Genomic DNA, 22,804 nt, shown 5'->3' with positions numbered 1-22,804 from the left:
GCGATATCCGGTGCTGGCCGCGCTGATCGTGGCGGCCGTCCTCATGGTGCTGCCGTTCCTGGTGGTCGCCCTCAACGCGGTCAAGTCGCCCGCCGAGTACTCCGCGAAGGGGCCGCTGAGCCTGCCGGAGGGGCTCTATCTGGACGGGATCGCGGACTTCTGGGAACGGGTCGACTTCGGGCAGAAGCTGATCAACTCCGTACTGATCTCGGGATCGGTCGCGATCGGCGCCGCCGTGCTGTCCGTCCTCAACGCGTACGCCATCGGCATCGGCAGGGTGAAGGGCCGCCCCTGGGTGCTGGCCTTCTTCGTGCTGGCCAACATGCTGCCGCAGGAGGCGCTGGTCTACCCCGTCTACTACCTGTCGAAGGAGGTGGGGCTGTACGACACCCGGCTGAGCGTGATCCTCGTCTTCATCGTGATCCAGGCCGCGTTCGGCACCTATCTGCTCTCCTCCGTCCTCGGCGCCTTCCCCCGGGAGGTCGTCGAGGCGGCCCGGATCGACGGCGCGAACAAGTGGCAGGTGCTGTGGCGGGTGGTGGTGCCGGTCAGCCGCCCGACCATCGGGGTGCTGCTGGTGTTCTTCTTCATCTGGACCTGGAACGAGTTCCTGCTGCCGCTGGTGATGCTGATCTCCAACGACAACCAGACGGTGTCGGTCGCCCTCGGCGTCCTCCAGGGCCAGCGGCTGATGGACGCCACCATGACCAACGCGGCCGCCCTGCTCGGCGTGGTCCCCGCGGTCATCTTCTTCCTGATCTTCCAGCGGACCCTGACCCGTGGCATCGCCGCGGGCGCGGTCAAATGACGCACACAACGAGGAGGGCCCCGCATGAAGTTCAGCGACGGCTACTGGCTGCTGCGCGAGGGCGTCGGCGCCGCCCACCCCACCGGGGTCCTCGACGTGGAGACCGGCCCGGGGCACCTCACCGTGCACGCCCCGACCCAGCCGGTCCGCCACCGCGGCGACCTCCTCAGGGGCCCGGTCCTCACCCTGACCTGCACCGCGCCGCTGCCCGGCGTGATCGGGGTCCGGCTCACCCACTTCGCGGGCGGGGCGGACCGGGGCCCGTCGTTCGAGCTGGCCTCTTCTGAAGAGCCGTACGGGGAGGTGTCCTGCGACGTGTCCTGCGACGAGGACGAGGCCCGGCTCACCTCCGGCGCCCTCACCTTGACGATCGCCCGCACCGGCCCCTGGCGCGTCGCCTTCGAGGCGGACGGACGCACCCTCACCAGCAGCGGGCCCAAGGACGCGGGCATCATGGAGACCGCCGACGGCCACCACTATCTGCGCGAGCGGCTGGCCTTGCGCGTCGGCACCTCCGCGTACGGCCTCGGCGAGCGCTTCGGCCCGCTGGTGAAGAACGGCCAGACCGTCGACATCTGGAACGCCGACGGCGGCACCGCCACCGAACAGGCCTACAAGAACGTCCCCTTCTACCTCACCGACGCGGGCTACGGCGTCTTCGTCGACCACCCCGGCGCGGTCTCCTTCGAGGTCGGCTCGGAGGCGGTCTCCCGCGTCCAGTTCAGCGCCGAGTGCCAGGAGCTGACGTACTACGTCATCCACGGGCCCACGCCCAAGGAGATCCTCCGGAAGTACACCGCCCTCACCGGCCGCCCCGCGCTGCCGCCCGCCTGGTCCTTCGGGCTGTGGCTGTCCACCTCCTTCACCACCTCCTACGACGAGGGGACGGTCACCGGCTTCGTGGACGGCATGGCGCAGCGCGAACTGCCGCTGTCCGTCTTCCACTTCGACTGCTTCTGGATGCGCGAGCACCACTGGTGCGACTTCACCTGGGATCCGCGCGTCTTCCCCGACCCGGCGGGCATGCTGCGGCGGCTGCGCGAGAAGGGCCTGCGCGTCTGCGTGTGGATCAACCCGTACATCGCGCAGCGCTCCCCGCTCTTCGCCGAGGGCAAGGCGGCCGGTCACCTGCTGAAACGGCCGGACGGCTCGGTGTGGCAGTGGGACCTGTGGCAGCCCGGCATGGCCCTGGTCGACTTCACCAGCCCCGCCGCGCGGGCGTGGTACGCGGAGAAGCTGACCGCGCTGCTCGACATGGGCGTGGACTGCTTCAAGACCGACTTCGGCGAGCGGGTGCCGCTGGACGTGGTGTACGCGGACGGCTCCGACCCCGAGCGGATGCACAACTACTACACCCACCTGTACAACCGCACCGTCTTCGAGGCGCTGCGCGAGCGGCGGGGCGAGCGCGAGGCCGTCGTCTTCGCGCGCTCGGCGACCGCGGGCGGCCAGCAGTACCCGGTGCACTGGGGCGGCGACTGCGAGTCCACGTACGAGGCGATGGCCGAATCGCTGCGCGGCGGGCTCTCCCTCGGGCTGTCCGGCTTCGGCTTCTGGAGCCATGACATCGGCGGCTTCGAGGGCACCCCCGACCCCGCGCTTTTCAAGCGCTGGATCGCCTTCGGGCTGCTGTCCTCGCACAGCAGGCTGCACGGCTCGTCCTCGTACCGGGTGCCGTGGCACTTCGACGAGGAGTCGGTGGCGGTGCTGCGCTTCTTCACCCGGCTGAAGCTGCGGCTGATGCCGTACCTGTACGAGGCGGCGCGGCAGGCGCACGGCGAGGGCGTGCCGGTGATGCGCGCCATGGTCCTCGAATTCCCCGGCGACCCGGGGTGCGCGGGCCTGGAGCGGCAGTACATGCTCGGCGGCGATCTGCTGGTCGCGCCGGTCTTCGACGACGAGGGCGAGGTCGCGTACTACGTCCCGGAGGGCGTGTGGACGCACGTGCTCAGCGGCCGCACCGTGCGCGGCCCGCGCTGGGTGCGCGAGCGGCACGGCTTCCTGAGCGTGCCGCTGCTGGCCCGACCGGGCGCGGTGATCCCGTTCGGCGCGGCGTACGACCGCCCCGACGCCGACTGGGCGGACGGCATCACGCTGCGGGTGTACGAACCCTCCGCCCTGCCCGGCACCGGGGTCACGGTGCGGGTCCCCGCCCTGGACGCCTCGACGGCCGTCGCGTTCACCGTCGTACGGGACGGGCACACGCTGCACGCCGAGGCCGTGGGCCGGGCCCCGGCGCCCTGGCGGGTGGAGGTGGTGGGCGGGCCGTCCGCCGACGCGGAGGCGGGGACGGCCGCGCTCACGCTGCCGCTCAGCCTGCCGCTCAGCAGCGCCGGGGCTTGACCCAGGAGCACTCGAGGTCCGTTTGTTGTGCGCCTCGTACGGCCCGGGGCCGCACCCCTTCGGTGCGGCCCTCGCCGGACTTCGCGAGCGTCACCACGATCGCGTCCTCCAGGCTCTTCACCGACGGGGCGAGGTAGTTGTTGAGGACGATGCTGTAGACCAGCTCCTGGCCGTCCGCGTCGGTGACGTACCCGGAGAGCCCGGAGGCGCCGGTCAGGGAGCCGGTCTTGCCGCGCGCGTTGCCCGCGGCCGGAGTGCCGCACATGCGTGAGCGCAGCGTGCCGCCGACAAAGCGGTCCGGGGCGCAGGCCACCGGCAGCGATGCGTACCACTCCGCGTACCAGGGCTGCTGACGGACCGCCAGCAGCAGCTCGGTGAACTGCCCGGCCGCGATGTTGTCCATCCGGGACAGCCCGGACCCGTCGACCTGGCGCACCGCTCCCGTGTCCACCCCCTGTTTCTTCAGCCAGTCGGCGATGGCGGCCAGCCCCGCGCTCCAGGTGCCCCGGCCCGCCGTCTCGTAGCCGATGGCCTTGGTGAGGACCTCGGCGTGGATGTTGTTCGACAGCTTCATGAACGGGATCAGCAGCTTCTTGAGCGGCATCGATCGGTGCGACGCGAGCTGGCGCGCGTCCTGTGGCGTGGCTCCGCCCAGCCGGGCCCGCCCTTCGACCCGTACGCCGTGCTTCTTGAGCGCGTCGGCGAACACGGCGGCCGCGTACCCGGTGGGCTCCCAGACGCTGACCCACTCCTTGGCGGTTTGCGCCCCGGCCGCGATGGCACCGCTGACGGTGATGGTGTTGCTGCCGTGCCCGCGCTCGACGGTGAGACCGCCGCTCCCGGTGGTAGCCCGGTTGTCGATACGGACGTACCGGGTCTTGGGCGTGACCGTGACCTCGGGCCGTTCCCCGTTGGCGCCCCCGGGCGCTACCTCGACGATGACGCTGCCCGCGTCGTAGTCCGTGTCGGGGGCGACGGTGAGCGCGGAGATCTGCGCCGCGTAGTACGACGACTCGTCGTCGGCGGCCCAGGAGCGACCCACGCGCTGCGCGTCGAACCGGGTGTCGTCGGCGATCAGCCGCCCCGTGACCCGGGTGATCCCCGCGTCGGCGACGCTCTTCGCCAGCCGGTCGTAGTCCGCGGCGAGCATCGTGGGGTCGCCGGTCCCCCGCAGGTACAGATCACCGCGCAGGGTGCGCCCATGGCGGGTGCCCTCGCCCAGGACATCGGTCCGGAAGGTGTGGTCGGGCCCCAGCAGCCCCATGGCGGCGGCCGAGGTGAACAGCTTGGTGTTGGAGGCGGGCATCAGCCGGTCGTCGGCCCGGTGCCGGTACAGCACGTCGCCGGAGTCGGCGTCGGCCACCACCACCCCGGCCGCCCCGCCCCTTAAGCGGGGGTCGTCGAGAATGCGGTCGACGGCCTCGCCGAACCCGGCACGCGAGGCGTCCGCCCCGGCCGGTGAACTCCAGGTGAGGGTACAGACCAGCCCGATGACGAGGGGCCAGCTCCAGGCGCGCGCACGACGGTTCACGGGTCTCCTCATGCCACGGGAGGATCCCGTACCGGGTCGCTCCGCGACAGAGCGCGTACGGGTGGCAACCGAAGTTCCGGATCGCCGCGTCCCCCGTATGGGGAGCGGGATCCGAACACGACGAGAGGCGACGTATCAATGGCCATGCCCGGAGCCGAGCTGCTGTGCATAGCGGTCGGCCTGTTCCTCTACGCATGCGCCTGGCGCGACGCCCGGCTGGTGCGACGGCTGCGCCGCGAGGGAGTCCGTACGGAGGGGCTGGTGGTCGCCAACGTCGTCAACCGCCAGGACCGGAACCGGAATGCGCTCCAGACGCCCATCATCCGGTTCCACGACCACCAGGGCTACGAGGTGGAGTTCGCGACCGCGATCCAGGGCGTCGGCCTGGGGCTGGCGACCGGCCGGACGGTGGACGTGAGGTACCTCCCGGGCGAGTCGCAGAAGGCACGGGTATGGATGCGGCGCCACGTGGTCGGCCCGATGACGGGCCTGGCCCTGGGCGGCACGGTCTTCTTCGGCTTCGGCCTGGTGATCGCCTTCAGCTGACGACCGCCGTCAGACCGCGCCGGGGAGCTGTTCGCGCACCCATGCGGGATCGGGGTTGGTGTGCGGTCGGCCCGCCACGACGACCGTCGGCACGGTCTCGTTGCCGTCGTTGGCTTCCCTCACCACCGCCGCTCCCGCTGGGTCGCGCCAGATGTCGACCCAATGCGCCCGACGGGCGCTACGGCCCAGCCGGGTGCGCAGCCGGAGGCAGTACGCGCAGCCCGGTCGCCAATAGACGACGGGTCGGCCGTCGGCCGCGCTGCGGCGCTGCGCCTCCAGCGCGCCGATCGACCGCGGGAAGACGAGAGCCGAGTTGACGCCCGCGAGCAGCACGAACACCAGCAGGATCGCGGCGGCCGCACCGGGGCTCCCCCGGAGGGTCAGCCCGGTCGCGAGACCGGCTCCGCAGAGCACCAGCAGCATCGGCAGGGTCCACACGCGCATCGATCAGCCCTCGACGGACATCGTGAGGCTGCCCGGCAGGGCGGCCACGGCCTCGCGGAGGCGTACGGCCAGGTCCCGCGTAACCGGAGGCGCGGCACCGTCGGCCTGAGCCACCCAGCCCGCGACGGCGCAGTGGTGCGCGGCGATCAGCATGTCCACGGCCAGCCGGGGCCGTACGTCGCCCGGCGCCCCGACCCCGAACCTGCGGTGCAGGATCTCCAGCGCCCCCTGGGTCGTGGCCTCGCAGAACTGGAGGCCGTGCGCGGCCATCGAGGGCGTGCGCTCGGCCAGCCGGCGGCTGAGCAGGACCCGGCGGGCCCAGCCCTCGTCGGCCATCCGGTCCAGCGCGGCCAGCAGCGCGTCCCGCCCCAGCTCCACCAGCGTCCGTGGGCCCGGGTCCACGGTGTCCAAGTCCTCCAGGAAGGCCCGCCAGAGGTCCTGTTCGGGGGCCATCGCGACGTCTTCCTTGCTGGCGAAGTTGCGGAAGAAGGTGCGCTTGGAGACCTCCACCGCCTCGCACAGCTCATCCAGCGTGACGCCGCCGAAGCCGCGCTCGGTGAACAGCTCCAGCGCGGTGTCGATCAACGCCTGACGGGTGCGCAGCTTCTTGCGTTCGCGCAGCGACGGGGTGGGGGCGGCAGTCACGACGCCGAGTGTAACGCGAACGCGAATGCCACTTGCGCGCTTATGCCACTCAGTGGCATAACTGAAGCCGTCACCACCTCCCGCGAAAGGCGAACGCCCCATGCGCGCCCTGCTCGTCGACAGCTCCGCCCCGTCCGGTCTCCGCCTCGGCGAGACCGCCGACCCCGAACCCGCCCCGCACGAGGTCCTGGTCCGGGTCACCGCCACCTCCCTCAACTACGGCGAGACCGCCCACCGCACCGAGGCCCCCGACGGCACGGTGCTCGGCTGGGACGCCGCCGGGGTGATCGAGCGCGCCGCCGCCGACGGCTCCGGGCCCGCCGCCGGAACCCCCGTCGTCACCTTCGGCGAGGCGGGCGGCTGGGCGGAGCTGCGCGCCGTCCACACCGGCCTGATCGGCATCCCGCCCGCGGGCGCCGACCCCGCCGCCCTCAGCACCCTCCCGGTCGCGGGCGGCAGCGCGCTGCGCGCCCTGCGCCGCATCGGCGCCACCCTCGGCCGCCGCGTCCTGATCACGGGCGCCACCGGCGGCGTCGGCCGGTACGCCGTCCAACTCGCCCGCCTCGGCGGCGCCCACGTCATCGCCTCCACCAGCGACCCGGACACCCACGGCGACGCCCTGCTCGCCCTCGGCGCCCACGAGGTGATCGCCGAACCGGAAGCCATCGCCGAACCGGTGCACGGCGTGGTGGACCTCGTAGGCGGCCCCCAGCTCGTGGCGGCGTACGACACCCTCGCCGCCCACGGCACCCTCGTCTCCGTCGGCCATGTCACGGGCCAGCCCGAGACGTTCCCCTTCGGCGCCCTCTACGGGGACGCGGGCCGCCACGACCGCTCGATCGTCACGTTCTTCCTCCTGGAACGCCCCGACCTCGGCCCGGACCTCACCTGGCTCGCCGAGCGCCTCGCGGCGGGGGACCTGGACCCGCAGATCGCCTGGCGCGGCGGCTGGGACCGGGCAGAGGAGGCCGTCGCGGTCCTCCTCGACCGCCGCCTCCACGGCAAGGCCGTCCTCGACATCACCTGACCATTACCGTCAGGACCGGCGCCTCCGGCGAGGACTGCGCGGTCCCCACCACCCGGTAGCCCCACGCCGTGTAGAGGGCCTGCACCTTCCCGTCCTGGTTCAGGGCGTTCACCATCAACGAGGCCTGCGCCTCGGGCCGCCCGGCCAGCAGGACGTCGTGCAGCCTGCGGGCGATCCCCTGCCTGCGCCACTCTTGGCGGACCATCATCTCCTTCACCGAGACCGTGGGTGCCCGGGTGATGTCCGACCCTGGCTCCGGGCGCGTACGTCGCCACCAGCGGTCGCCCGCTCCGTCGAGCCGGTTGGCGTAGACGTAGCCGACCGGCTCGCCCGCGTCGTACGCCACGACGGCCTCCCACCCCGGCTCGGCGGCATGCCGCCGCAGCCGCTCCCCGAACGCCTCCGGGGCGTAGTGCGGCAGGTGGATCTTGTGCGCCCGGCACTCCTTGTAGATGCCCATCAGGTCGTCCCACACGGACTCCACGTCCCCGACGCGGATGAGCCTCACAGGGCCCCGGTGCGGGCCGCGAATTCCCGCACGCCCGGCACGCGGGCGGACGTGTACAACAGGTCCGCCGTCAGAGCCCGCAGCGCCGGCCGCCGCACTTCCTGCGGCGCCTCCTGCTCGACCCTGCGGAGCGCCGCGAAGGTCTGCGGCTCGTCGCCGAGGGCGTGCCACATGCGGGCTGTGTCCGTCCAGGCGCGGGCGCGGCGCTCCGCGGTCGGCATACGCTCGATGTCCAGCCCTGCGACGATCTTCACACCCTCGTCAGGCGTGCCGAGCGCGTTGAGCACGCCGATCCGGTACACGTCCACCTGCGTCCGGCTGACGTCCACGGTGAACAGCCCCGGTACCGCCTGGCGCCGCTCCGCCTCCTCCTGAGCCTCGTCCAGCAGGCCCAGCGCCGTGGACCGGTCCCTGCTGGTGGCCGCCGTATACGCGGCCGTCAACATCAGCGTCGTACGCACAGCCCCGGTCGGGGACTGCCCGGCATCCAAATCGGCCGCCTCCCGGGTGAGCAGCCGCACCGCAGCCGGGCTACGCCCAGACCGCCGCATGGTGATCGCGAGCACCCGGGAAGCCTCACCGATCGGCACCGGGTGGCCGCTGGCCCGGGCAGCGGTCAGCGCACGGTCGGCAGCCACCCAGGCCGCATCACTGTGCTGTTTGAGCGCCAACTCGGCGGCCAGCACATATGCCCGCGCGAGCACCACGCTCGCCTGCTCTCGGGCCCGCCCGCTCGACGCGTCCCGCGTCGCAGAGGCTGCGGCGAGCAGGCCCGGAAGCGCGCGGCCGAGAGAGGCGTAGCGAGCGGCGCAGAAGTCCGACCGCGCGCTCGCCGTCTGCTGGACGAGACGGGCCAGCGGAACCGGGTCAGCGGAAGGGAGCCCAAAGAGAGCATCCTCAAGACCCGCCACCAGGTCGAAGGAGCCGGACGCGGCACCGGCCGGGGCGACCCCCACAACGGCCGTCGCTCCAGTCGCCAACGCACCGGTGAGCAGATTCCTACGACGCACCGCATCCTCCTCGTCCGATGGCCGCTCCACCGTATCGATCGTGGGTGCATCCGGCACAGGAGTCGCGGTCAGCCTGTCGAGTGGAAGGTTCAAGAACGCTGCGAACCGCACCAGCGCGGGGTAGTCGAGCCGCATGCGGCCGGACTCGATCCGTGAGACCGCCGACGCGGAGTAGCCGCACCCCTGGCCGACTTGCGCCTGGGTGAGTCGGGCGGCGCAGCGGGCCCCGCGAAGGATCGACCCGATGTCAACTCTCGCTGAACCACTGTCCATAGGTACCTCCTGCGGAACAACGAGAGTCACGACGATAGGGGTACCGCAGGCGGGTGGGGAGGGCGTATGGAAGCACACCGTGTGCAGGTTCGGCACACGGCGTGCGGAAGGCCACCGCACGCTCCCGCAGAAGGCGGTGGGCCGCGATGGTGATGCCACACCCGGCAGCAGGCCGGGCGTTTCCCCACCCACCAGGCGGCCGACGAGATGACCACCACGATGATCAGCAATCCCTCACCACTCACCCCCACCGGCACAGGCCATCCGGCCTACTCCCAATCACTCCCGTGCGCCGACGCGTCCGTAGCCATCGCGCGCCTGTCCGTCGCCGCGACCGTGCGCGCCCGGGGGGTGGAGGACCTGGTGGACGACGCCCGCCTGATCGCCTCCGAACTGGCCGTCCCTGCCGTCCCCCACATCGTCCAGGCGAGCGAGACCGCCCAGTCAGGACGCGGCATGGCCGTGGTGGAAGCCCTCGCCTGCCGCTGGGGCATCGCCCGCAAGCCGTGGGGCAAAGGCGTCTGGGCCGAGTGCGCCATCCCCGGTCACCTGCCGTGACGCGCGACCGACAGCCCCACACCACATCCACCCACCTGCATGGAGAAGCCATGACCACGTGCCCCGCCCCCGGCCAGCCCGCCCCGGTCCGCCCCTGGGGCCTGCGCCGACTCGGCCCGTACCCCACGACGGCGGAGATGCCGTTCACCACCGTCACCATCGACCCAGACACCCAGACCGGCGTGTTCCACGACCGTGACGGCCTGGTGGTCGAGATGGGAAGGCACGGCACCAGCTCCGCCACCTCGACATCGACCGTGACGAACCTGGACTCGCGCAATGACGCGGGTTCCGACCAGGACTCCCAGCAGGATTGACCGCCCCGATGGCCGACACGAAACCGGTCCTGGTGGTCACGGAACCGCTCGACATCACCGCCGACATGGTGATCACTCACCTCAACGAGTTCGGTGTTCCCGTGGTCCGCCTCAACCCAGCGGACCTCCCGGTCGGGGAGTTAACGGTCGCGGCTCGGTTCGGCGGTGGCCCGGCCTCCACCCCGGTGGCCGGGCAGCTCCGTACCCCGTCGAGGACCGCCGACCTGGAGCACGTACGGGCGGTGTACTGGCGCCGCCCCGTCTGGCCCGCCTTCGAGCACCTGAACACGGACGACGCACGCTATGCCGCAGCGCAGGTCCGCCACGGAATCGCGGGCACCCTCTATGCCCTCTACGGCCCCCGGTGGGTCAACCACCCCGCCTGCAACGCGGCAGCAGATCACAAACCCACCCAACTCGCCGCAGCCGTACGCCTCGGCCTGACCGTGCCCGCGACGCTGGTCACCAACGACCCGGGCGAGGCACGCCGGTTCATCACCACGCACGGGCAGGTGATCACGAAGACGCTGCGGTGGACTCCGTACGAGCGAGATGGCATCGGCATGACGAGCTGGGCCGAGCCCGTCACCGCCGACGAAGTCGACGACACCGTGACGGCGGCACCGCACCTGTTCCAGGCCCGTGTGGACAAGGTGGCCGACCTCCGGGTGCTCGTCGTCGGCCGACGGTCGTTCGCCGTCCGTATCGACTCCGGACTGCTGGACTGGCGCAAGGACTACTCCGCCCTGTCGTACCGCGTGGTAGACCTGCCGGATCGGCTGGAGAAGGCGCTACTCGCCTGCCTCGACCACTTCGGCCTCCCCTCCGGGAGCTTCGACCTCGCACTCGACCGCGACGGCGAACCCCACTGGCTGGAGCTGAACCCGAACGGCCAATGGGGATGGCTGGAGGAGAAGACCGGCCTCCCGATGGCCGCCGCCTTCGCCGACCTGCTCGCACAAGGAGACAACCCCCGATGACGCCCGACACCGCACCTGAGCGGCACGCCCTCGCCGACCGGCTCCAGGAGGCCGGAGTCCTGACTCATCCGAGGTGGCGCGCGGCGGTCGAGGCCGTACCCCGGGAACTGTTCCTCCAGCCCGGCGTGTTCCTGCCCGCCGACGACGGACGCTGGCAGCCCGTCACCGCGCTCGGCACCGACCCGAAGGAATGGTCCGAGATCGCCTACCGCGACGAGTCCCTCGTCACGCAACTGGACGGGCACCTCACGGCCGACCAGACCGCCGACCCCGTACCCGGCGTGCCCACGTCATCGTCCACCACCCCCGTGACGGTCGTCGGCATGATCGAGGCCCTGGACGTCGAGGACGGTCACACCGTGCTGGAGATCGGCACCGGTACCGGCTACTCCACCGCCCTGATGTGCCACCGGGTCGGAGAGGACAACGTCACCACGGTCGAAGTGGACCCGGGCGTGGCCGCCCGCGCGGATGCGGCCCTGGAGGCCGCCGGGTACTCCACCTGGACCGTGACGGGTGACGGGCTCCTCGGCCACCCCCGCCGCGCCCCCTACGACCGGGTCATCGCCACGTGCGCGGTACGCCGCGTCCCCCACACCTGGGTACGCCAGACCAAACCGGGCGGCACCATCCTCACCACCCTCGCCCCCGGCTCGTGGGCGTACGGCACCGGCCTTGCCAAGGTCACCGTGAACGACGACGGCACGGCCGAGGGGCGGATCATCGGGGAGTCGTCGTTCATGCAGGCCCGCTCGCAGGCCGTCGTACCGCTCGCCGGGGACCTGTCGGCGCGTACCGCCTATGCCGACAGCGAGCGCGAGGCGAAGATGCCGCCGACGCTGCTGGAGGAGTGGATGCCCGCCTTCCTCGCCCAGCTCGCCGCGCCCGGCGCCCAGCTCGTACGCGCCGCCCGGAGCGATGGCGTCCGGCAACTCTACGTATTCGATACCGACCGCGAATCCTTCGCCGCGTTCGCCGAGAACGGCCGCGACTGGACCGTCCGGCAAGGCGGACCGGTGGCCCTGTGGGACGACATCGAGCGGGCTCTCATCGCCTGGCAGGACGCCGGACGCCCGGACATCAGTACCGTGCGGCTCCGCATCACCCGCCGATCACACACGTACTGGATCGGGGACGAGCCCACATCGCGCTGGGAACACCAGCTCATCTGAGCCCCGACACGACGAAGGCCCCGCCGGGTGGCGGGGCCTTCGTCGTACATGGGATGAGTGGAGATGGCGGGAATCGAACCCGCGTCCAACGGTGCGGAATCAGGGCTTCTCCGAGCGCAGTCCGCTGTGCTTTTCTCGGCCCCGGAGATCACGCGGACAAGTCTCCGACGGGCTCAGTCACTGTTTGATTTCCCACTACACCCCGTGACCGGGTCTAGTGGTTTAGTTCCCTAGTCGATGCCAGGATCCGGGTCGGGAACAGCCCCGGGCTGACACTTCGCAAAGTCGCTACTTAGGCAGCGAGGGCGAAGGAATCGCGCTTGGTGTTGGCGATTATTGGTTGCGACATATGGTTTACGAGATCATTGCCGCTTCCTCGGCTCGCTTCCCCTGCTTCGACAGCCGCTGTCGAAACCGATCATCCCCATGTTGATTTTTCAATCGTGGTGCCACGCCCTCCGAGGGGCGCAGAGCCATCATAGGTGAACAACGCGCTACGGGGCCACATCATTCCCGCCGGGGCGACGTCCGAGGTCAGAGTCGGCCGCGCTCGCGGCGGCGGGCCGCCGAGATCGCCCGTTCGGCCTCGCGGCGGTCCTGCTTCTCGCGGAGGGTCTGGCGCTTGTCGTAGTCCTTCTTGCCCTTGGCGAGCGCGACCTCGACCTTGGCGCGGCCGTCCTTGAAGTACAGGGACAGCGGCACGATGGTGTGGCCGGTCTCCTGGGTCTTGTGGAGCAGCTTGTCGATCTCGGCCCGGTGCAGCAGCAGCTTGCGGCGGCGGCGCGCCGAGTGATTGGTCCACGTCCCCTGGCTGTACTCGGGGATGTGGACGTTGTGCAGCCACGCCTCGCCGTTGTCGAGCTGCGCGAAGCCGTCGGCGAGCGAGGCGCGCCCCTGGCGCAGCGACTTCACCTCCGTGCCGGTCAGCACCAGACCGCACTCGTAGGTGTCGAGGATGTGGTAGTCGTGCCGCGCCTTCTTGTTCTGCGCGATCAGTTTGCGACCCGTCTCTTTAGCCATAGCGAGGTCATTCTCGCACTAGGACCCGCCCCCGAGGCCACTCAATACCGTCCGGGCGCGTGCCTCGGCGCTCGCCCCGTCGTCGCCGTGGACCTTGAGGTCGGGGGTGATGCCCTGCCCTTCGACGGTGCGGCCGGCGGGGGTGCGGTAGTGGCCGACGGTCAGTTCGGCGACCGAGCCGTCGGAGAGGGTGCTGGGCATCTGCACCGAGCCCTTGCCGAAGGTGCGGGTGCCGACGACGATGGCGCGGCCGCGGTCCTGGAGGGCGCCGGTGAGCAGTTCGGCGGCGCTCATGGTGCCGCCGTCGACGAGGACGACCAGCGGGGTGCGGGTGTCGCCGCCGGAGCGGGCGTCCAGGACGCGCTGCTCGCCCCGTACGTCGTACGTGGCGACCAGGCCGCCGTCGAGGAAGGAGGAGGCGGCGGTGACGGCCTCGGTGACCAGGCCACCGGAGTTGCCGCGTAGATCGAGGAGGATGCCGTCGCCTGGGGGTACGTCCCGCACCGCGCGGCGCACCTCCTCGCCGGACCCCTTGGTGAAGGAGTCGACCTTGATGCGGACGGCGCCCGGTCTGCGGTCGCCGACGCGGTCGACGGTGACCGGCTCGGTGGCCAGCCGCGCCCGGTGCAGGGACTGCCGCCACCGGTGGCCGTCGCGCTCCAGGCCGAGCGCCACCGGGGTGCCCGCCGAGCGGCCGGTGTGTCCGCGCAGCCGGGAGACGACCTCGGTGACGGGGCGGCCGGTGGCCTTCATGTCGTCGACGGACAGCAGCCGGTCGCCGGCCCGGAGCCCGGCGCGGTCGGCGGGGCTGCCGGACTGGACGTGGTCCACTTCGATCCGGCCGCCGGTTCCGACCCGCGCGGAGACCCCGATGCCGACGTAGGCGCCGTCGAGGTGCTGGCGGAATCCTTCGTACTCGCGGGCGCTGTAGACCGCGCCCCATCGGTCGCCGCTGCGGCTCACCACGTCACGGGCGGCCTGCGAACCGGACTTCCCGTCCTCCTCGGCCTTGGCCGCGGCCGCCTCGACCTGGTCGCTCCCGACGGAGCCGGCGGCGACCGGGCGGATCGGTATCCGCGCGGTCGACGAGCCCCGGTCGGCGGCCCGGGCGGGGCCTTCGGCCCCCCACGAACCGGTGGCGGCGCCGGTGGCGAGCACGCTCACGAAGACCAATGTCAGGGCGGCCCCGTGGCGAATGCGGCGGGGATGGACGAACAAACACGGGCCCGACATGCCGGTGAGTGTAGGGCAAGCCCAGGCGCCGTACGGCTCGTTGTGAGGTACGGCGCCCCAGGCGAATGTCACACCTTGAGGTACTTGCGGAGCGCGAAGAAGGCCGCGAGGGCGGGCATGAGCAGCCCGATCGCCAGCACGAGCGGCAGCTTGGCCAGCACCGCGTCCCACCCGATGAAATTGATCACGTCGATCTTGCCCGCGAGCCAGTTGTTGACCAGGAAGTACTGGCCGCCGACGAGGAGTACGCAGGCGAAGCCCGCGCCCATCAGCCCCGCGATGGCGGCCTCCATGATGAACGGCATCTGGATATAGAAGCTGGACGCGCCGACGAGCCGCATGATCCCGGTCTCCCGGCGTCGGCTGAACGCCGACACCCGTACCGTGTTGACGATCAGCATCAACGCGACCACCAGCATCAGCGTCATCACGCCGAGCGCCGCGTAGTTCATGCCGTTGAGCAGATTGAAGAGATCGTCGACCAGGGCCTTTTGGTCCTGGACCTCCTGCACCCCGGGCCGGGCGGCGAAGGCGGTGGAGATGACGTCGTACCGAGTCGGGTCCTTCAGCTTGATGCGGAAGGACTCCTGCATCTGGTCCGGGGTCAGCGAATCGGCGAGCGGCGAATCGCCGAACTGCTCCTTGTAGTGCTTGTACGCCTGCTCGCTGGTCTCGAACTGAACCGAGTCGACGATGTTCATCTGGTTCAGTTCGGAGCGGATCTCCTTTTTCTGGACCTCGGTGGCGGCACCCTTCGCGCAGTTGGCCGAGGACTCCTTGTCGTTCTTGTTGCAGAGGAAGATCGAGACGTTGACCTTGTCGTACCAATAGCCCTTCATCGTGCTCACCTGCTGGCTCATGAGCAGGGACCCGCCGAACAGGGCGAGGGAGAGGGCTACGGAGACGATCACCGCGAAGGTCATCGTGAGATTGCGGCGGAGACCGACGCCGATCTCCGACAGGACGAACTGGGCGCGCATGGCGTCCTTTCAGTGCTGGTAGCCGTAGACGCCGCGGGACTGGTCGCGGACGAGACGGCCCTTCTCAAGTTCGATCACGCGCTTGCGCATCTGGTCCACGATCTGCTGGTCGTGCGTGGCCATGACGACCGTGGTGCCGGTCCGGTTGATCCGGTCCAGCAGCTTCATGATCCCAACGGAGGTCTGCGGGTCCAGGTTGCCCGTCGGCTCGTCGGCGATCAGCAGCATCGGACGGTTCACGAACGCGCGCGCGATGGCCACGCGCTGCTGCTCACCACCGGACAGCTCGCCGGGCATCCGGTCGTCCTTGCCGCCCAGGCCCACCAGGTCGAGCACCTCGGGCACGGTCTTGCGGATCGCGCCGCGCGGCTTGCCGATCACCTCGAGCGCGAAGGCGACGTTCTCCCCGACGGTCTTGTTGGGGAGCAGCCGGAAGTCCTGGAACACCGTGCCCAGCTGGCGGCGCATCTGCGGCACCTTCCAGTTGGACAGCCGCGCGAGATCCTTGCCCAGCACATGGACCGCGCCGTGGCTCGCCCGCTCCTCGCGGAGCAGCAGCCGGAGGAAAGTGGACTTGCCCGACCCCGAGGAGCCCACCAGGAAGACGAACTCGCCCTTTTCGATCTCGAGCGAGACATCCCGGAGTGCGGGACGGGTCTGCTTGGGGTAAGTCTTGGATACGTTGTCGAATCGGATCACTGATGCACCACGGTCGACCTGGGTAGCGGTACGGGTCGCAGCCGGAGCGGCTCCCGTCGGTGAGCGTGACCATACGCGAAGCGCGCGCGGGCGCGCAGCGCCCATCCGGCTTGGTGCGTTTATTCACGGCACTATTGGGGGCAAACGGTTGACAAAGCGGCCGACGAGCCGTCCAAAACGGCCACAGAACCGGTACGGATGCGGCACGGAATCGTGCGGGGCGCGCCGAACCGGGCGGAAGCTGGCACAGTGGAAGGGGAACCAACCCATTTCCCTGAGCGTTGGCCCCATATCTACTGCGGCACCGCCGCGCGGGAGGAGAAAGCGCATGACGTACGACAGGCTCGTCTGCGCCAACTGCGCGAGCCCGGTCAGCGAGGGCCGCTGCCCGGTCTGCCGGGCCAGCAGGGAGCGCCTCCAGCAGCAGGACGGCCTCTTCGGCGGGCTGACCCCGGCCGCCCTGATAGCGCTCCTGGTGGCGCTGATCGCGGTGGCCGTGCTCGCTCACGAGATGGCGGCCGCGGCGTAACGCAGCGTAATCACACGATCGGTACAGACGCCCGAGGGGCCCGGAGCTCTGCAGCGCTCCGGGCCCCTCGACGTGCGATGCGGCGTATGAATCAGGCCACGTTGTTGTTGCGGTTCGCGAGACGCGGCACGACGCGGAAGCCGATGCCACCCGCGATCATGGTCGCGGCACCGATCAGCAGGAAGGTGGTCTCGGAGGAGGCACCGGTCTCGGCCAGCTCTTCCTTGGCCTTGCCCTGCTCGACCGGCTTGGAGCCGACGCTGTCGGTGTCCGTGTTGTCGTCGCAGTTCGTGGAGTCGAGGTCCACGGTGCAGGTGGAGTCGTCGCCGCCCGCGCCGCCGCCCTGGCTGGGCGAGGAGCTGGGCTGGCCGGAGGGCTCGTCGGTCGGCTGGTCCGTGGGCTGGCCGGTCGGCTGGTCCGTCGGCTCGTCCGTCGGCTCGTCCGTGGGCTCGTCGGTCGGCTCGTCCGTCGGGAGCGTCGGCAGCCCGGTGGGCAGGCCCGTCGGCTCGTCCGTCGGCTCGTCGGTGGGCTCGTCGGTCGGCTCACCGGTGGGAATCTCGGTCGGCTCATCGGTGGGGTTGTCGGGCTTGCCGACGCCGACACCGACGTCCAGGCCCTTCTCGTCCGCCTTGACCGAGGCGTCGACGCCACCGATCCCGACGTCGATCCCCACGGCCGATGCGGCGCCGGCGGCGGTCAGCGACGCCCCGGCGGCTATCACCGCGGCAGCCGCTACGCGCGCGACACGCAGCCGCGTCTTCTTCGTCATCTGCCTGCTACCCCCAGTAGCTGTACTCGTAGTGGAGAGCAGCTATGCACGGGGCCACGGCCGTCAGGGAAGAAATCTCCGCGGGCTCTGCCTGTTCAGGCGATCCGCCGGTCCCCGTTCACACGCGCCCCAGTCATACGCATGCCGCGCGTCAGCCTTCCCAGTTTTCATGACACCGTCAAGCGTCTTAGGGGGCGAGATGTCCGCTATGAAGGCGCTTGTGTGACGCATGGGTACAGGACTGTGACCAAAAAACGTCCTTGAGGGACCACTTGGCGATCGCTGGACCGGGCACAAGGGAGCCCCGGCCGGTGCTCAGCTCCCCTGTTCGCGCTGCTTGCGCCAGCGGATTCCGGCCTCCAGGCTGGGCTTGTCGTTCCTCTCGCAGGGGATCCGCACGGCCGAGTTACTTCTCCTGCTTCTTGCGCCAGCGGATCCCCGCTTCGAGGAAACCGTCGAGCTCGCCGTCGAGCACGGCCTGCGGGTTGCCGACCTCGAACTCGGTGCGCAGGTCCTTGACCATCTGGTACGGGTGCAGGACGTACGAACGCATCTGGTTGCCCCAGGAATTGCCGCCGTCGCCCTTGAGCGCGTCCATCTTGGCCTGCTCCTCCTGGCGGCGGCGCTCGAGCAGCTTCGCCTGGAGGACGTTCATCGCGGTCGCCCTGTTCTGGATCTGCGAGCGCTCGTTCTGACAGGAGACCACGATGCCGGTCGGGATGTGGGTCAACCGCACCGCGGAGTCGGTGGTGTTGACGCCCTGCCCGCCGGGGCCCGACGAACGGTAGACGTCGACCCGCAGCTCGGACTCGTCGATCTCGATGTGGTCGGTCTGCTCGACCACCGGCAGCACCTCGACCCCCGCGAAGGAGGTCTGACGGCGGCCCTGGTTGTCGAACGGCGAGATGCGCACCAGGCGGTGGGTGCCCTGCTCGACGGAGAGCGTGCCGTACGCGTACGGCGTCTGCACGGCGAAGGTGGTCGACTTGATGCCGGCCTCCTCCGCGTACGAGGTCTCGTAGATCTCCGTCTTGTAGCCGTGCCGCTCGGCCCAGCGCAGATACATCCGCTGGAGCTGCTCGGCGAAGTCTGCGGCGTCGACGCCGCCCGCCTCGGCGCGGATGTTGACGACCGCCTCACGGGCGTCGTACTCGCCGGACAGGAGGGTGCGCACCTCCATCTCGTCGACGGCCTTGCGCACGGCCTCCAGCTCGGCCTCGGCCTCGGCGCGCGCGTCGTCGTCGCCCTCGTCGGCGGCCAGCTCGAACAGCACCTCGAGGTCGTCGATCCGGCCGCGCAGCTCCTCGGCCCGGCGCAGGTGCCCCTGGAGATAGGAGAGCTTGCTGGTGACCTTCTGCGCGTTCTCCGGGTCGTCCCACAGGGACGGGGCCGCCGCCTGCTCCTCGAGCACGGCGATGTCGGCCCGCATCTTGTCGAGGTCCAGGACGGCCTCGATCGACCCCATGGTCGAGGAGAGGGACTTCAGCTCTTCGGATACATCGACGACTGCCACGTGCACCAGCCTAACCGCTATAGAAGGATCTCCGGCCCGTCGGTCCCCGGCCGGGACAGCGGGCCCTCAGGGCGTCACTGGGGGCCTGCCCGGCGTCACCGTCCTGAGTCCCCCTGTCCCGCGTCACTGTCCCGGATCACTGTCCCGAGTTCTGCGACGACGAATGCTCGCCGCCCTTGGGCGCATCGCCACCGTCGTCGCCGCCCGCGACCAGCCATCCGCCGACGCCCACGACGACCAGCGCCGCCACCGTCGCCGCGGCGACCTTGAGCCGACGGCGGCGCAGGGCCCCCGAGACCGCGGGATGGCGCGCCGAGCCCGCCCGGCGCTCACCGTGGACGCGGGGGGCGCGGGCGGTGCCGTGTGCGCCGCCCGCCAGCTCGTCCGCGCTGGGCACGCGCATGCTGGTGTGCGTCTCACGGCTGCCGTCCGGCACCGCGCCGGGGACCAGCGGCACCGCGCCGCGCCGCCGCTGCTGGTGCGGCCCGCCGTGCCCGTACCCTTGGCCGTAGGCCTGGCCCGGGCCCGGTCCGGCGGGGGCGGGCCGGTGTCCGCCCTCGGGGGCCTCGCCCTCGCCCTGCTCCTCGGCCTCGTCCGGCTCGTCGATGTCCAGCGGCGGATAACCGGCCAGGGTGGGCAGGATCTCGCGCAGCCGCGCGGCCAGCTCGGAGGCGCGCAGCCGGGAGGCGGGCGCCTTGGCGAGGCACTGGAGCAGCAGCTGCCACAGCTCGTCGGGGATGCCGGGCAGCGGGGCGACGGTCTCCGTCACGTGGCGGCGCAGGATCGCGCCGGGGTGGCCGCCGCCGAACGGGGTGAAGCCCGCCAGCAGCTCGTACAACACCGTGGCCAGCGCGTACACATCCACGCTGGCACGCGGCGGCAGCCCCTCGATGATCTCCGGCGCGAGGTAGTCGGGGGTGCCGATGACGCTGCGCGGGTTGGGCGAGCGGCCCTGGGAGGGCGCCTGCCCGCGGGACGGGCGGCCGCCGCGGGCCCGGCCCGGCTCGTCGACCAGGCGCGCGATGCCGAAGTCGGTCAGCAGGGCGGGGTGGGAGCGGCCGGGGCCGAGCGGTCCCTGCATGTCCAGCAGGACGTTCTCCGGTTTGACGTCCCGGTGCACGATTCCGGCGGCGTGCGCCGCGGCCAGCCCGTCGGCGACGTCCGCGGCGATCGCGACCGCGGCCTCCGGGGACAGCCGCCGCTCGCGGTCGAGCCGGGTGCGCAGATCGGTACCGCGGATCAGGTCCATGACGAGCGCCAGGTCGTTGCCGTCGACCACGAGATCGCGCACGCCGACCACCCGGGGGTGGTCGAGGCTGAGCAGCGCGGTGCGCTCCTGTACGAAACGGCCCACGAGCTCCTGGTCGGAGGCGAGGTCCTCGCGCAGGAGCTTGATGGCGACCGGGCCCTCGGGACCCTCGCCCAGCCACACCGTGCCGGCGCTGCCGCGTCCCAGGACCTGGTGCGCGGTGTACCGGCTGCCGATCTTCCGTGACAAGACTGCTCCGAATCCTCCGACAGGGGCACGTTGGCGACAAAGCTACGCGGCTACTGGCGCGTTGGGGGCACCAGGCAGCGCCAACTGTCACTTCTGAGCGGAAAACACCCCTTGGATGTCGACAAATCACCTGACTCGGCGCATCCGTCGGGGTGTTGAGGGGGTGCCGAAGGGCTCGGCGGATCCTGGCGGATTCAGTCGGGCGTCAGCTCGGGCCGCCGAGGGCGGAGATCCAGTCCTTGACCTCGGTGACCCAGGTCGAGACCGCGTCCCAGTAGCTCTTGCCCTGGGCGACCCAGTCCTTGAGCGGGGTCAGCTCCCAGACCAGCCACGAACCCACGACCAGGATCAGGATCACGAACAGGCAGCCCTTGAGGCAGCCGAGCCCGGGGATCTTCATCTTGTTGGGGTTGGACCCGCGCTGCCGGGGCTCGCGCCGCGGCTCCGGCTGCTGCGGCGGCGGCGCGTAGCGCTGCGGCTGCGGCTGCTGGGGTTGGGGGGCGTACTGCTGCGGCTGCTGCTGTTGCTGACGGCGCTGCTGACGGCGCGACGGCGGCTGCTGCGGGGGCTGCTGCGGCTGCTGGTACGGCTGCTGTTGCTGCTGCTGGTACTGCTGTTGCTGATACTGCTGCTGGTACTGCCCCGGCGGCGGCGCGGGGCGGTGGGGACGGCGGCGCAGCGGGTCCTCGCTCGGGTCGAGGTACTGGACCTGGGTCTGCTCGTTGCGGTCGCGGGCCGCGCGCATCTGGTTCTGCCAGGGGTGCTGATCGTCCTGGCCGGGCGCGCCGCCGGGCGGCACCGGGGGCATGGCCCGGGTGGGATCCGCCCCGGGGGCGCCCGGGCCGTTCGTGGGCAGCGCCTGGGTGGGATCGGCGTTGGGGCCCGTGGTGGGGAGCACGTTGGTGGCGGCGGCCGGGTCGTACTGGTTGCCCGGGGCGTTCGTCGGCAGCACCTGGGTCGCGTCGCCCGGGTCCGCCGGAGCGGTGTCCGGGACCGGGGCCGGCGCCGGGTCCGGCGCGAGCAGCGCGGCGACGCCGAGCGCGGCCTCCGCCTGCGCGGCCGAGGCGTGCACGCCGATACCGGCGGCGACCACGCGCAGGCCGCGGGCCAGGCTCTCGGCGCTCGGACGTTCGTCCGGGTTCTTGCGCAGGCAGCGCTCTATGACCGTCCACAGCGGCTCGGGCACGGTGGTGGGGCGGCGCGGCTCCTCGCTGAGGTGCCGGTGCAGCACCTCCAGCGCGGTGTTGCCCGCGAACGGCGGACGGCCGGTGACCAGTTCGTACAGCATGATGCCCGCGCCGTAGATGTCCACCGCGGACGTCTGCGGACGGCCCTCGGCGGACTCCGGCGCCACGTAGGCGGGGGTGCCGACGAACTCCTGGGTCCGCGTCAGGCCGGGCGAGTCGGCGAGTCGCGCGATGCCGAAGTCGGTCAGCATCGGGTGCATCTCCTCGCCCTCGCCGGTGCCCGCGAGGAGCACGTTGGCGGGCTTGAGGTCGCGGTGCACGATGCCGTCGGCGTGGCTGGCGGCGAGCGCGTCGGCGATCTGCGCGGTGAGGAGGGACGCGGCGACGGGGGTGAACGGGCCGTTGGCGCGCAGGTAGTTGTGGAGATCCGGACCGTCGATCAGGTCCATGACGAGGGCGAGCAGATCGCCCTCGACGACGAGATCGCGGGTGCGGACGATGTTGGGGTGGGTGAGACGGAGCAGTACGGAACGCTCGCGGAGAAAACGCATGACGATGTCCGCGTCGTTCGCCAGCTCCTCCTTGAGGACCTTGATCGCGACCGTCTCGCCGGGCTGCCCGGCCACGGCCGCCTCGGCGCCCGCCGTCTCCCGCTGGCTGGCCCGCCAGACGGTGCCCGTGGCTCCGCGTCCGAGCGGCTCCTCGAGCAGGTACTTGCTGCCTACCGGCCGCACGTCATGCGCTCCCTGGTCGTGGTCATATCACTTGCATCGCTTGCTGCATCGCTTGTACTGCCTGCCGTACTCGTCCGCCCACTGTAATGGGGACGCACAAGGCGCCCGTACCGATCGCCGCTGATCACCGCGGATCACCGCCCGCGCGGGGCACGGCGGCCCGGGCGGGGCCCCGCCGGCGGGTCCGCCACAGGACCGCGGCGGGGTCTGCCGCGGAACCCGGGGGAAAGACGCGTGATCCGGGGAGTCGGTTGCCCACTCCCGTCCTCCTGACACAGGCGATCGGCCCTCACTCACGCAGCGGATCCGGTCGCAATCAGCCAGTTTCGGCCGACTAGCCGACCAATCAAGATCATGTCGCGCCGGGCGGCGGGCGAAGTGTCAGCGGCAGGTGCGAGGATGCACGCAGCACGGAAGCGCCGAGCGGCGGGGGGCTCACGCTCCGTGACCCGTACGACCCCGTACGGACCTGTACGTGCC

The 22,804-nt window shown here is 71.1% G+C and carries 22 protein-coding genes and 1 other RNA gene; 9 read left to right on the top strand and 14 right to left on the bottom strand.

The annotated features are described in order from the left end of the window. Nucleotides 1-43 precede the first annotated feature (43 nt). Both LCH29_RS38550 and yicI read left to right on the top strand, forming a co-directional pair. A complete protein-coding gene (locus LCH29_RS38550) occupies nt 44-808 on the top strand; it encodes a carbohydrate ABC transporter permease (protein ID WP_446466347.1) in 765 nt (254 codons plus the stop codon). Nucleotides 809-832: 24 nt separating this feature from the next. Next, nucleotides 833-3,151, top strand: coding sequence for an alpha-xylosidase (gene yicI / locus LCH29_RS38545; protein WP_446466334.1), 2,319 nt, complete (start codon nt 833-835; stop codon nt 3,149-3,151). Here yicI and dacB read toward each other — a convergent pair. Further along, entirely contained in the window at nt 3,132-4,694 is a 1,563-nt protein-coding gene (gene dacB / locus LCH29_RS38540) for a D-alanyl-D-alanine carboxypeptidase/D-alanyl-D-alanine endopeptidase (protein ID WP_446466333.1), read from the bottom strand. The genes yicI and dacB overlap by 20 nt on opposite strands. A 126-nt stretch (nt 4,695-4,820) precedes the next feature. Between dacB and LCH29_RS38535 the strand changes: the two genes are divergently transcribed. Then, nucleotides 4,821-5,228, top strand: a complete 408-nt coding sequence (locus tag LCH29_RS38535; protein ID WP_446466332.1) for a DUF3592 domain-containing protein — start codon at nt 4,821-4,823, stop codon at nt 5,226-5,228. Nucleotides 5,229-5,237: 9 nt separating this feature from the next. Here LCH29_RS38535 and LCH29_RS38530 read toward each other — a convergent pair whose 3' ends face one another. Together LCH29_RS38530 and LCH29_RS38525 are read right to left on the bottom strand one after the other, a co-directional pair. Further along, nucleotides 5,238-5,672: a glutaredoxin domain-containing protein gene (locus LCH29_RS38530; RefSeq protein WP_446466331.1), complete on the bottom strand. Its 435-nt coding sequence runs from the start codon at nt 5,670-5,672 to the stop codon at nt 5,238-5,240. Nucleotides 5,673-5,675: 3 nt separating this feature from the next. Further along, nucleotides 5,676-6,317: a TetR/AcrR family transcriptional regulator gene (locus LCH29_RS38525; RefSeq protein WP_446466330.1), complete on the bottom strand. Its 642-nt coding sequence runs from the start codon at nt 6,315-6,317 to the stop codon at nt 5,676-5,678. A gap of 100 nt (nt 6,318-6,417) precedes the next feature. Here LCH29_RS38525 and LCH29_RS38520 point away from each other — a divergent pair, with 100 nt between their 5' ends. Further along, nucleotides 6,418-7,344, top strand: coding sequence for a zinc-binding dehydrogenase (locus LCH29_RS38520; protein ID WP_446466329.1), 927 nt, complete (start codon nt 6,418-6,420; stop codon nt 7,342-7,344). On the opposite strand, the gene LCH29_RS38515 is transcribed toward LCH29_RS38520, so the two are convergent. Continuing rightward, the gene (locus LCH29_RS38515) at nt 7,337-7,852 is read right to left on the bottom strand and encodes an N-acetyltransferase family protein (RefSeq protein WP_446466328.1); all 516 of its coding nucleotides are present in this window, start codon (nt 7,850-7,852) and stop codon (nt 7,337-7,339) included. The genes LCH29_RS38520 and LCH29_RS38515 overlap by 8 nt on opposite strands. Next, nucleotides 7,849-9,135, bottom strand: a complete 1,287-nt coding sequence (locus LCH29_RS38510) for a helix-turn-helix domain-containing protein (protein WP_446466346.1) — start codon at nt 9,133-9,135, stop codon at nt 7,849-7,851. Before LCH29_RS38510 ends, LCH29_RS38515 begins: the two co-directional genes overlap by 4 nt. 207 nt (nt 9,136-9,342) lie before the next feature. Between LCH29_RS38510 and LCH29_RS38505 the strand changes: the two genes are divergently transcribed. The 4 genes from LCH29_RS38505 to tgmC are packed head-to-tail and all read left to right on the top strand — an operon-like array spanning nt 9,343 to nt 12,162. Further along, the gene (locus tag LCH29_RS38505) at nt 9,343-9,693 is read left to right on the top strand and encodes a hypothetical protein (protein ID WP_446466327.1); all 351 of its coding nucleotides are present in this window, start codon (nt 9,343-9,345) and stop codon (nt 9,691-9,693) included. A 50-nt stretch (nt 9,694-9,743) separates the two neighbouring features. After that, nucleotides 9,744-10,010, top strand: coding sequence for a putative ATP-grasp-modified RiPP (gene tgmA, locus LCH29_RS38500; protein WP_446466326.1), 267 nt, complete (start codon nt 9,744-9,746; stop codon nt 10,008-10,010). A gap of 8 nt (nt 10,011-10,018) precedes the next feature. After that, the gene (gene tgmB / locus LCH29_RS38495) at nt 10,019-10,990 is read left to right on the top strand and encodes an ATP-grasp ribosomal peptide maturase (protein ID WP_446466325.1); all 972 of its coding nucleotides are present in this window, start codon (nt 10,019-10,021) and stop codon (nt 10,988-10,990) included. After that, nucleotides 10,987-12,162, top strand: coding sequence for an ATP-grasp peptide maturase system methyltransferase (gene tgmC, locus LCH29_RS38490; RefSeq protein WP_446466324.1), 1,176 nt, complete (start codon nt 10,987-10,989; stop codon nt 12,160-12,162). The genes tgmB and tgmC overlap by 4 nt, the downstream gene beginning before the upstream one ends. A gap of 55 nt (nt 12,163-12,217) precedes the next feature. On the opposite strand, the gene ssrA is transcribed toward tgmC, so the two are convergent. The 5 genes from ssrA to ftsE all read right to left on the bottom strand — a co-directional run bounded on the left by ssrA (nt 12,218) and on the right by ftsE (nt 16,094). After that, nucleotides 12,218-12,588: a transfer-messenger RNA gene (gene ssrA / locus LCH29_RS38485) on the bottom strand. 108 nt (nt 12,589-12,696) lie between these two features. Next, nucleotides 12,697-13,182 carry an SsrA-binding protein SmpB gene (smpB, locus tag LCH29_RS38480; protein WP_446466323.1) on the bottom strand — a complete coding sequence of 162 codons (486 nt, stop codon included), beginning with the start codon at nt 13,180-13,182 and terminating at the stop codon, nt 12,697-12,699. An 18-nt stretch (nt 13,183-13,200) separates the two neighbouring features. Beyond that, complete coding sequence (locus LCH29_RS38475; protein WP_446466322.1) at nt 13,201-14,415, bottom strand: S41 family peptidase; 1,215 nt, start codon at nt 14,413-14,415, stop codon at nt 13,201-13,203. 68 nt (nt 14,416-14,483) lie between these two features. Further along, nucleotides 14,484-15,395, bottom strand: a complete 912-nt coding sequence (gene ftsX / locus LCH29_RS38470) for a permease-like cell division protein FtsX (RefSeq protein ID WP_446466321.1) — start codon at nt 15,393-15,395, stop codon at nt 14,484-14,486. Between the two features lie 9 nt (nt 15,396-15,404). Then, a complete protein-coding gene (gene ftsE, locus LCH29_RS38465) occupies nt 15,405-16,094 on the bottom strand; it encodes a cell division ATP-binding protein FtsE (protein WP_009717451.1) in 690 nt (229 codons plus the stop codon). A gap of 328 nt (nt 16,095-16,422) precedes the next feature. Here ftsE and LCH29_RS38460 point away from each other — a divergent pair, with 328 nt between their 5' ends. Next, entirely contained in the window at nt 16,423-16,623 is a 201-nt protein-coding gene (locus LCH29_RS38460) for a hypothetical protein (RefSeq protein ID WP_123108461.1), read from the top strand. Nucleotides 16,624-16,714: 91 nt separating this feature from the next. Here the strand turns inward: LCH29_RS38460 and LCH29_RS38455 are convergent, their stop codons facing one another. The 4 genes from LCH29_RS38455 to LCH29_RS38440 all read right to left on the bottom strand — a co-directional run bounded on the left by LCH29_RS38455 (nt 16,715) and on the right by LCH29_RS38440 (nt 22,324). After that, nucleotides 16,715-17,392, bottom strand: a complete 678-nt coding sequence (locus tag LCH29_RS38455; RefSeq protein WP_446466320.1) for a PT domain-containing protein — start codon at nt 17,390-17,392, stop codon at nt 16,715-16,717. A gap of 406 nt (nt 17,393-17,798) precedes the next feature. Continuing rightward, nucleotides 17,799-18,905, bottom strand: a complete 1,107-nt coding sequence (prfB, locus tag LCH29_RS38450) for a peptide chain release factor 2 (protein WP_446466319.1) — start codon at nt 18,903-18,905, stop codon at nt 17,799-17,801. A 136-nt stretch (nt 18,906-19,041) separates the two neighbouring features. Continuing rightward, a complete protein-coding gene (locus tag LCH29_RS38445) occupies nt 19,042-20,403 on the bottom strand; it encodes a serine/threonine-protein kinase (protein ID WP_446466318.1) in 1,362 nt (453 codons plus the stop codon). A gap of 205 nt (nt 20,404-20,608) precedes the next feature. Continuing rightward, entirely contained in the window at nt 20,609-22,324 is a 1,716-nt protein-coding gene (locus LCH29_RS38440) for a serine/threonine-protein kinase (protein WP_446466317.1), read from the bottom strand. Nucleotides 22,325-22,804 lie beyond the last annotated feature (480 nt).

It is taken from the genome of Streptomyces sp. BRA346 (assembly GCF_052851135.1).
Note: the sequence above shows the minus strand (reverse complement) of the source record. Positions and strands in the feature narration are given on the sequence as shown.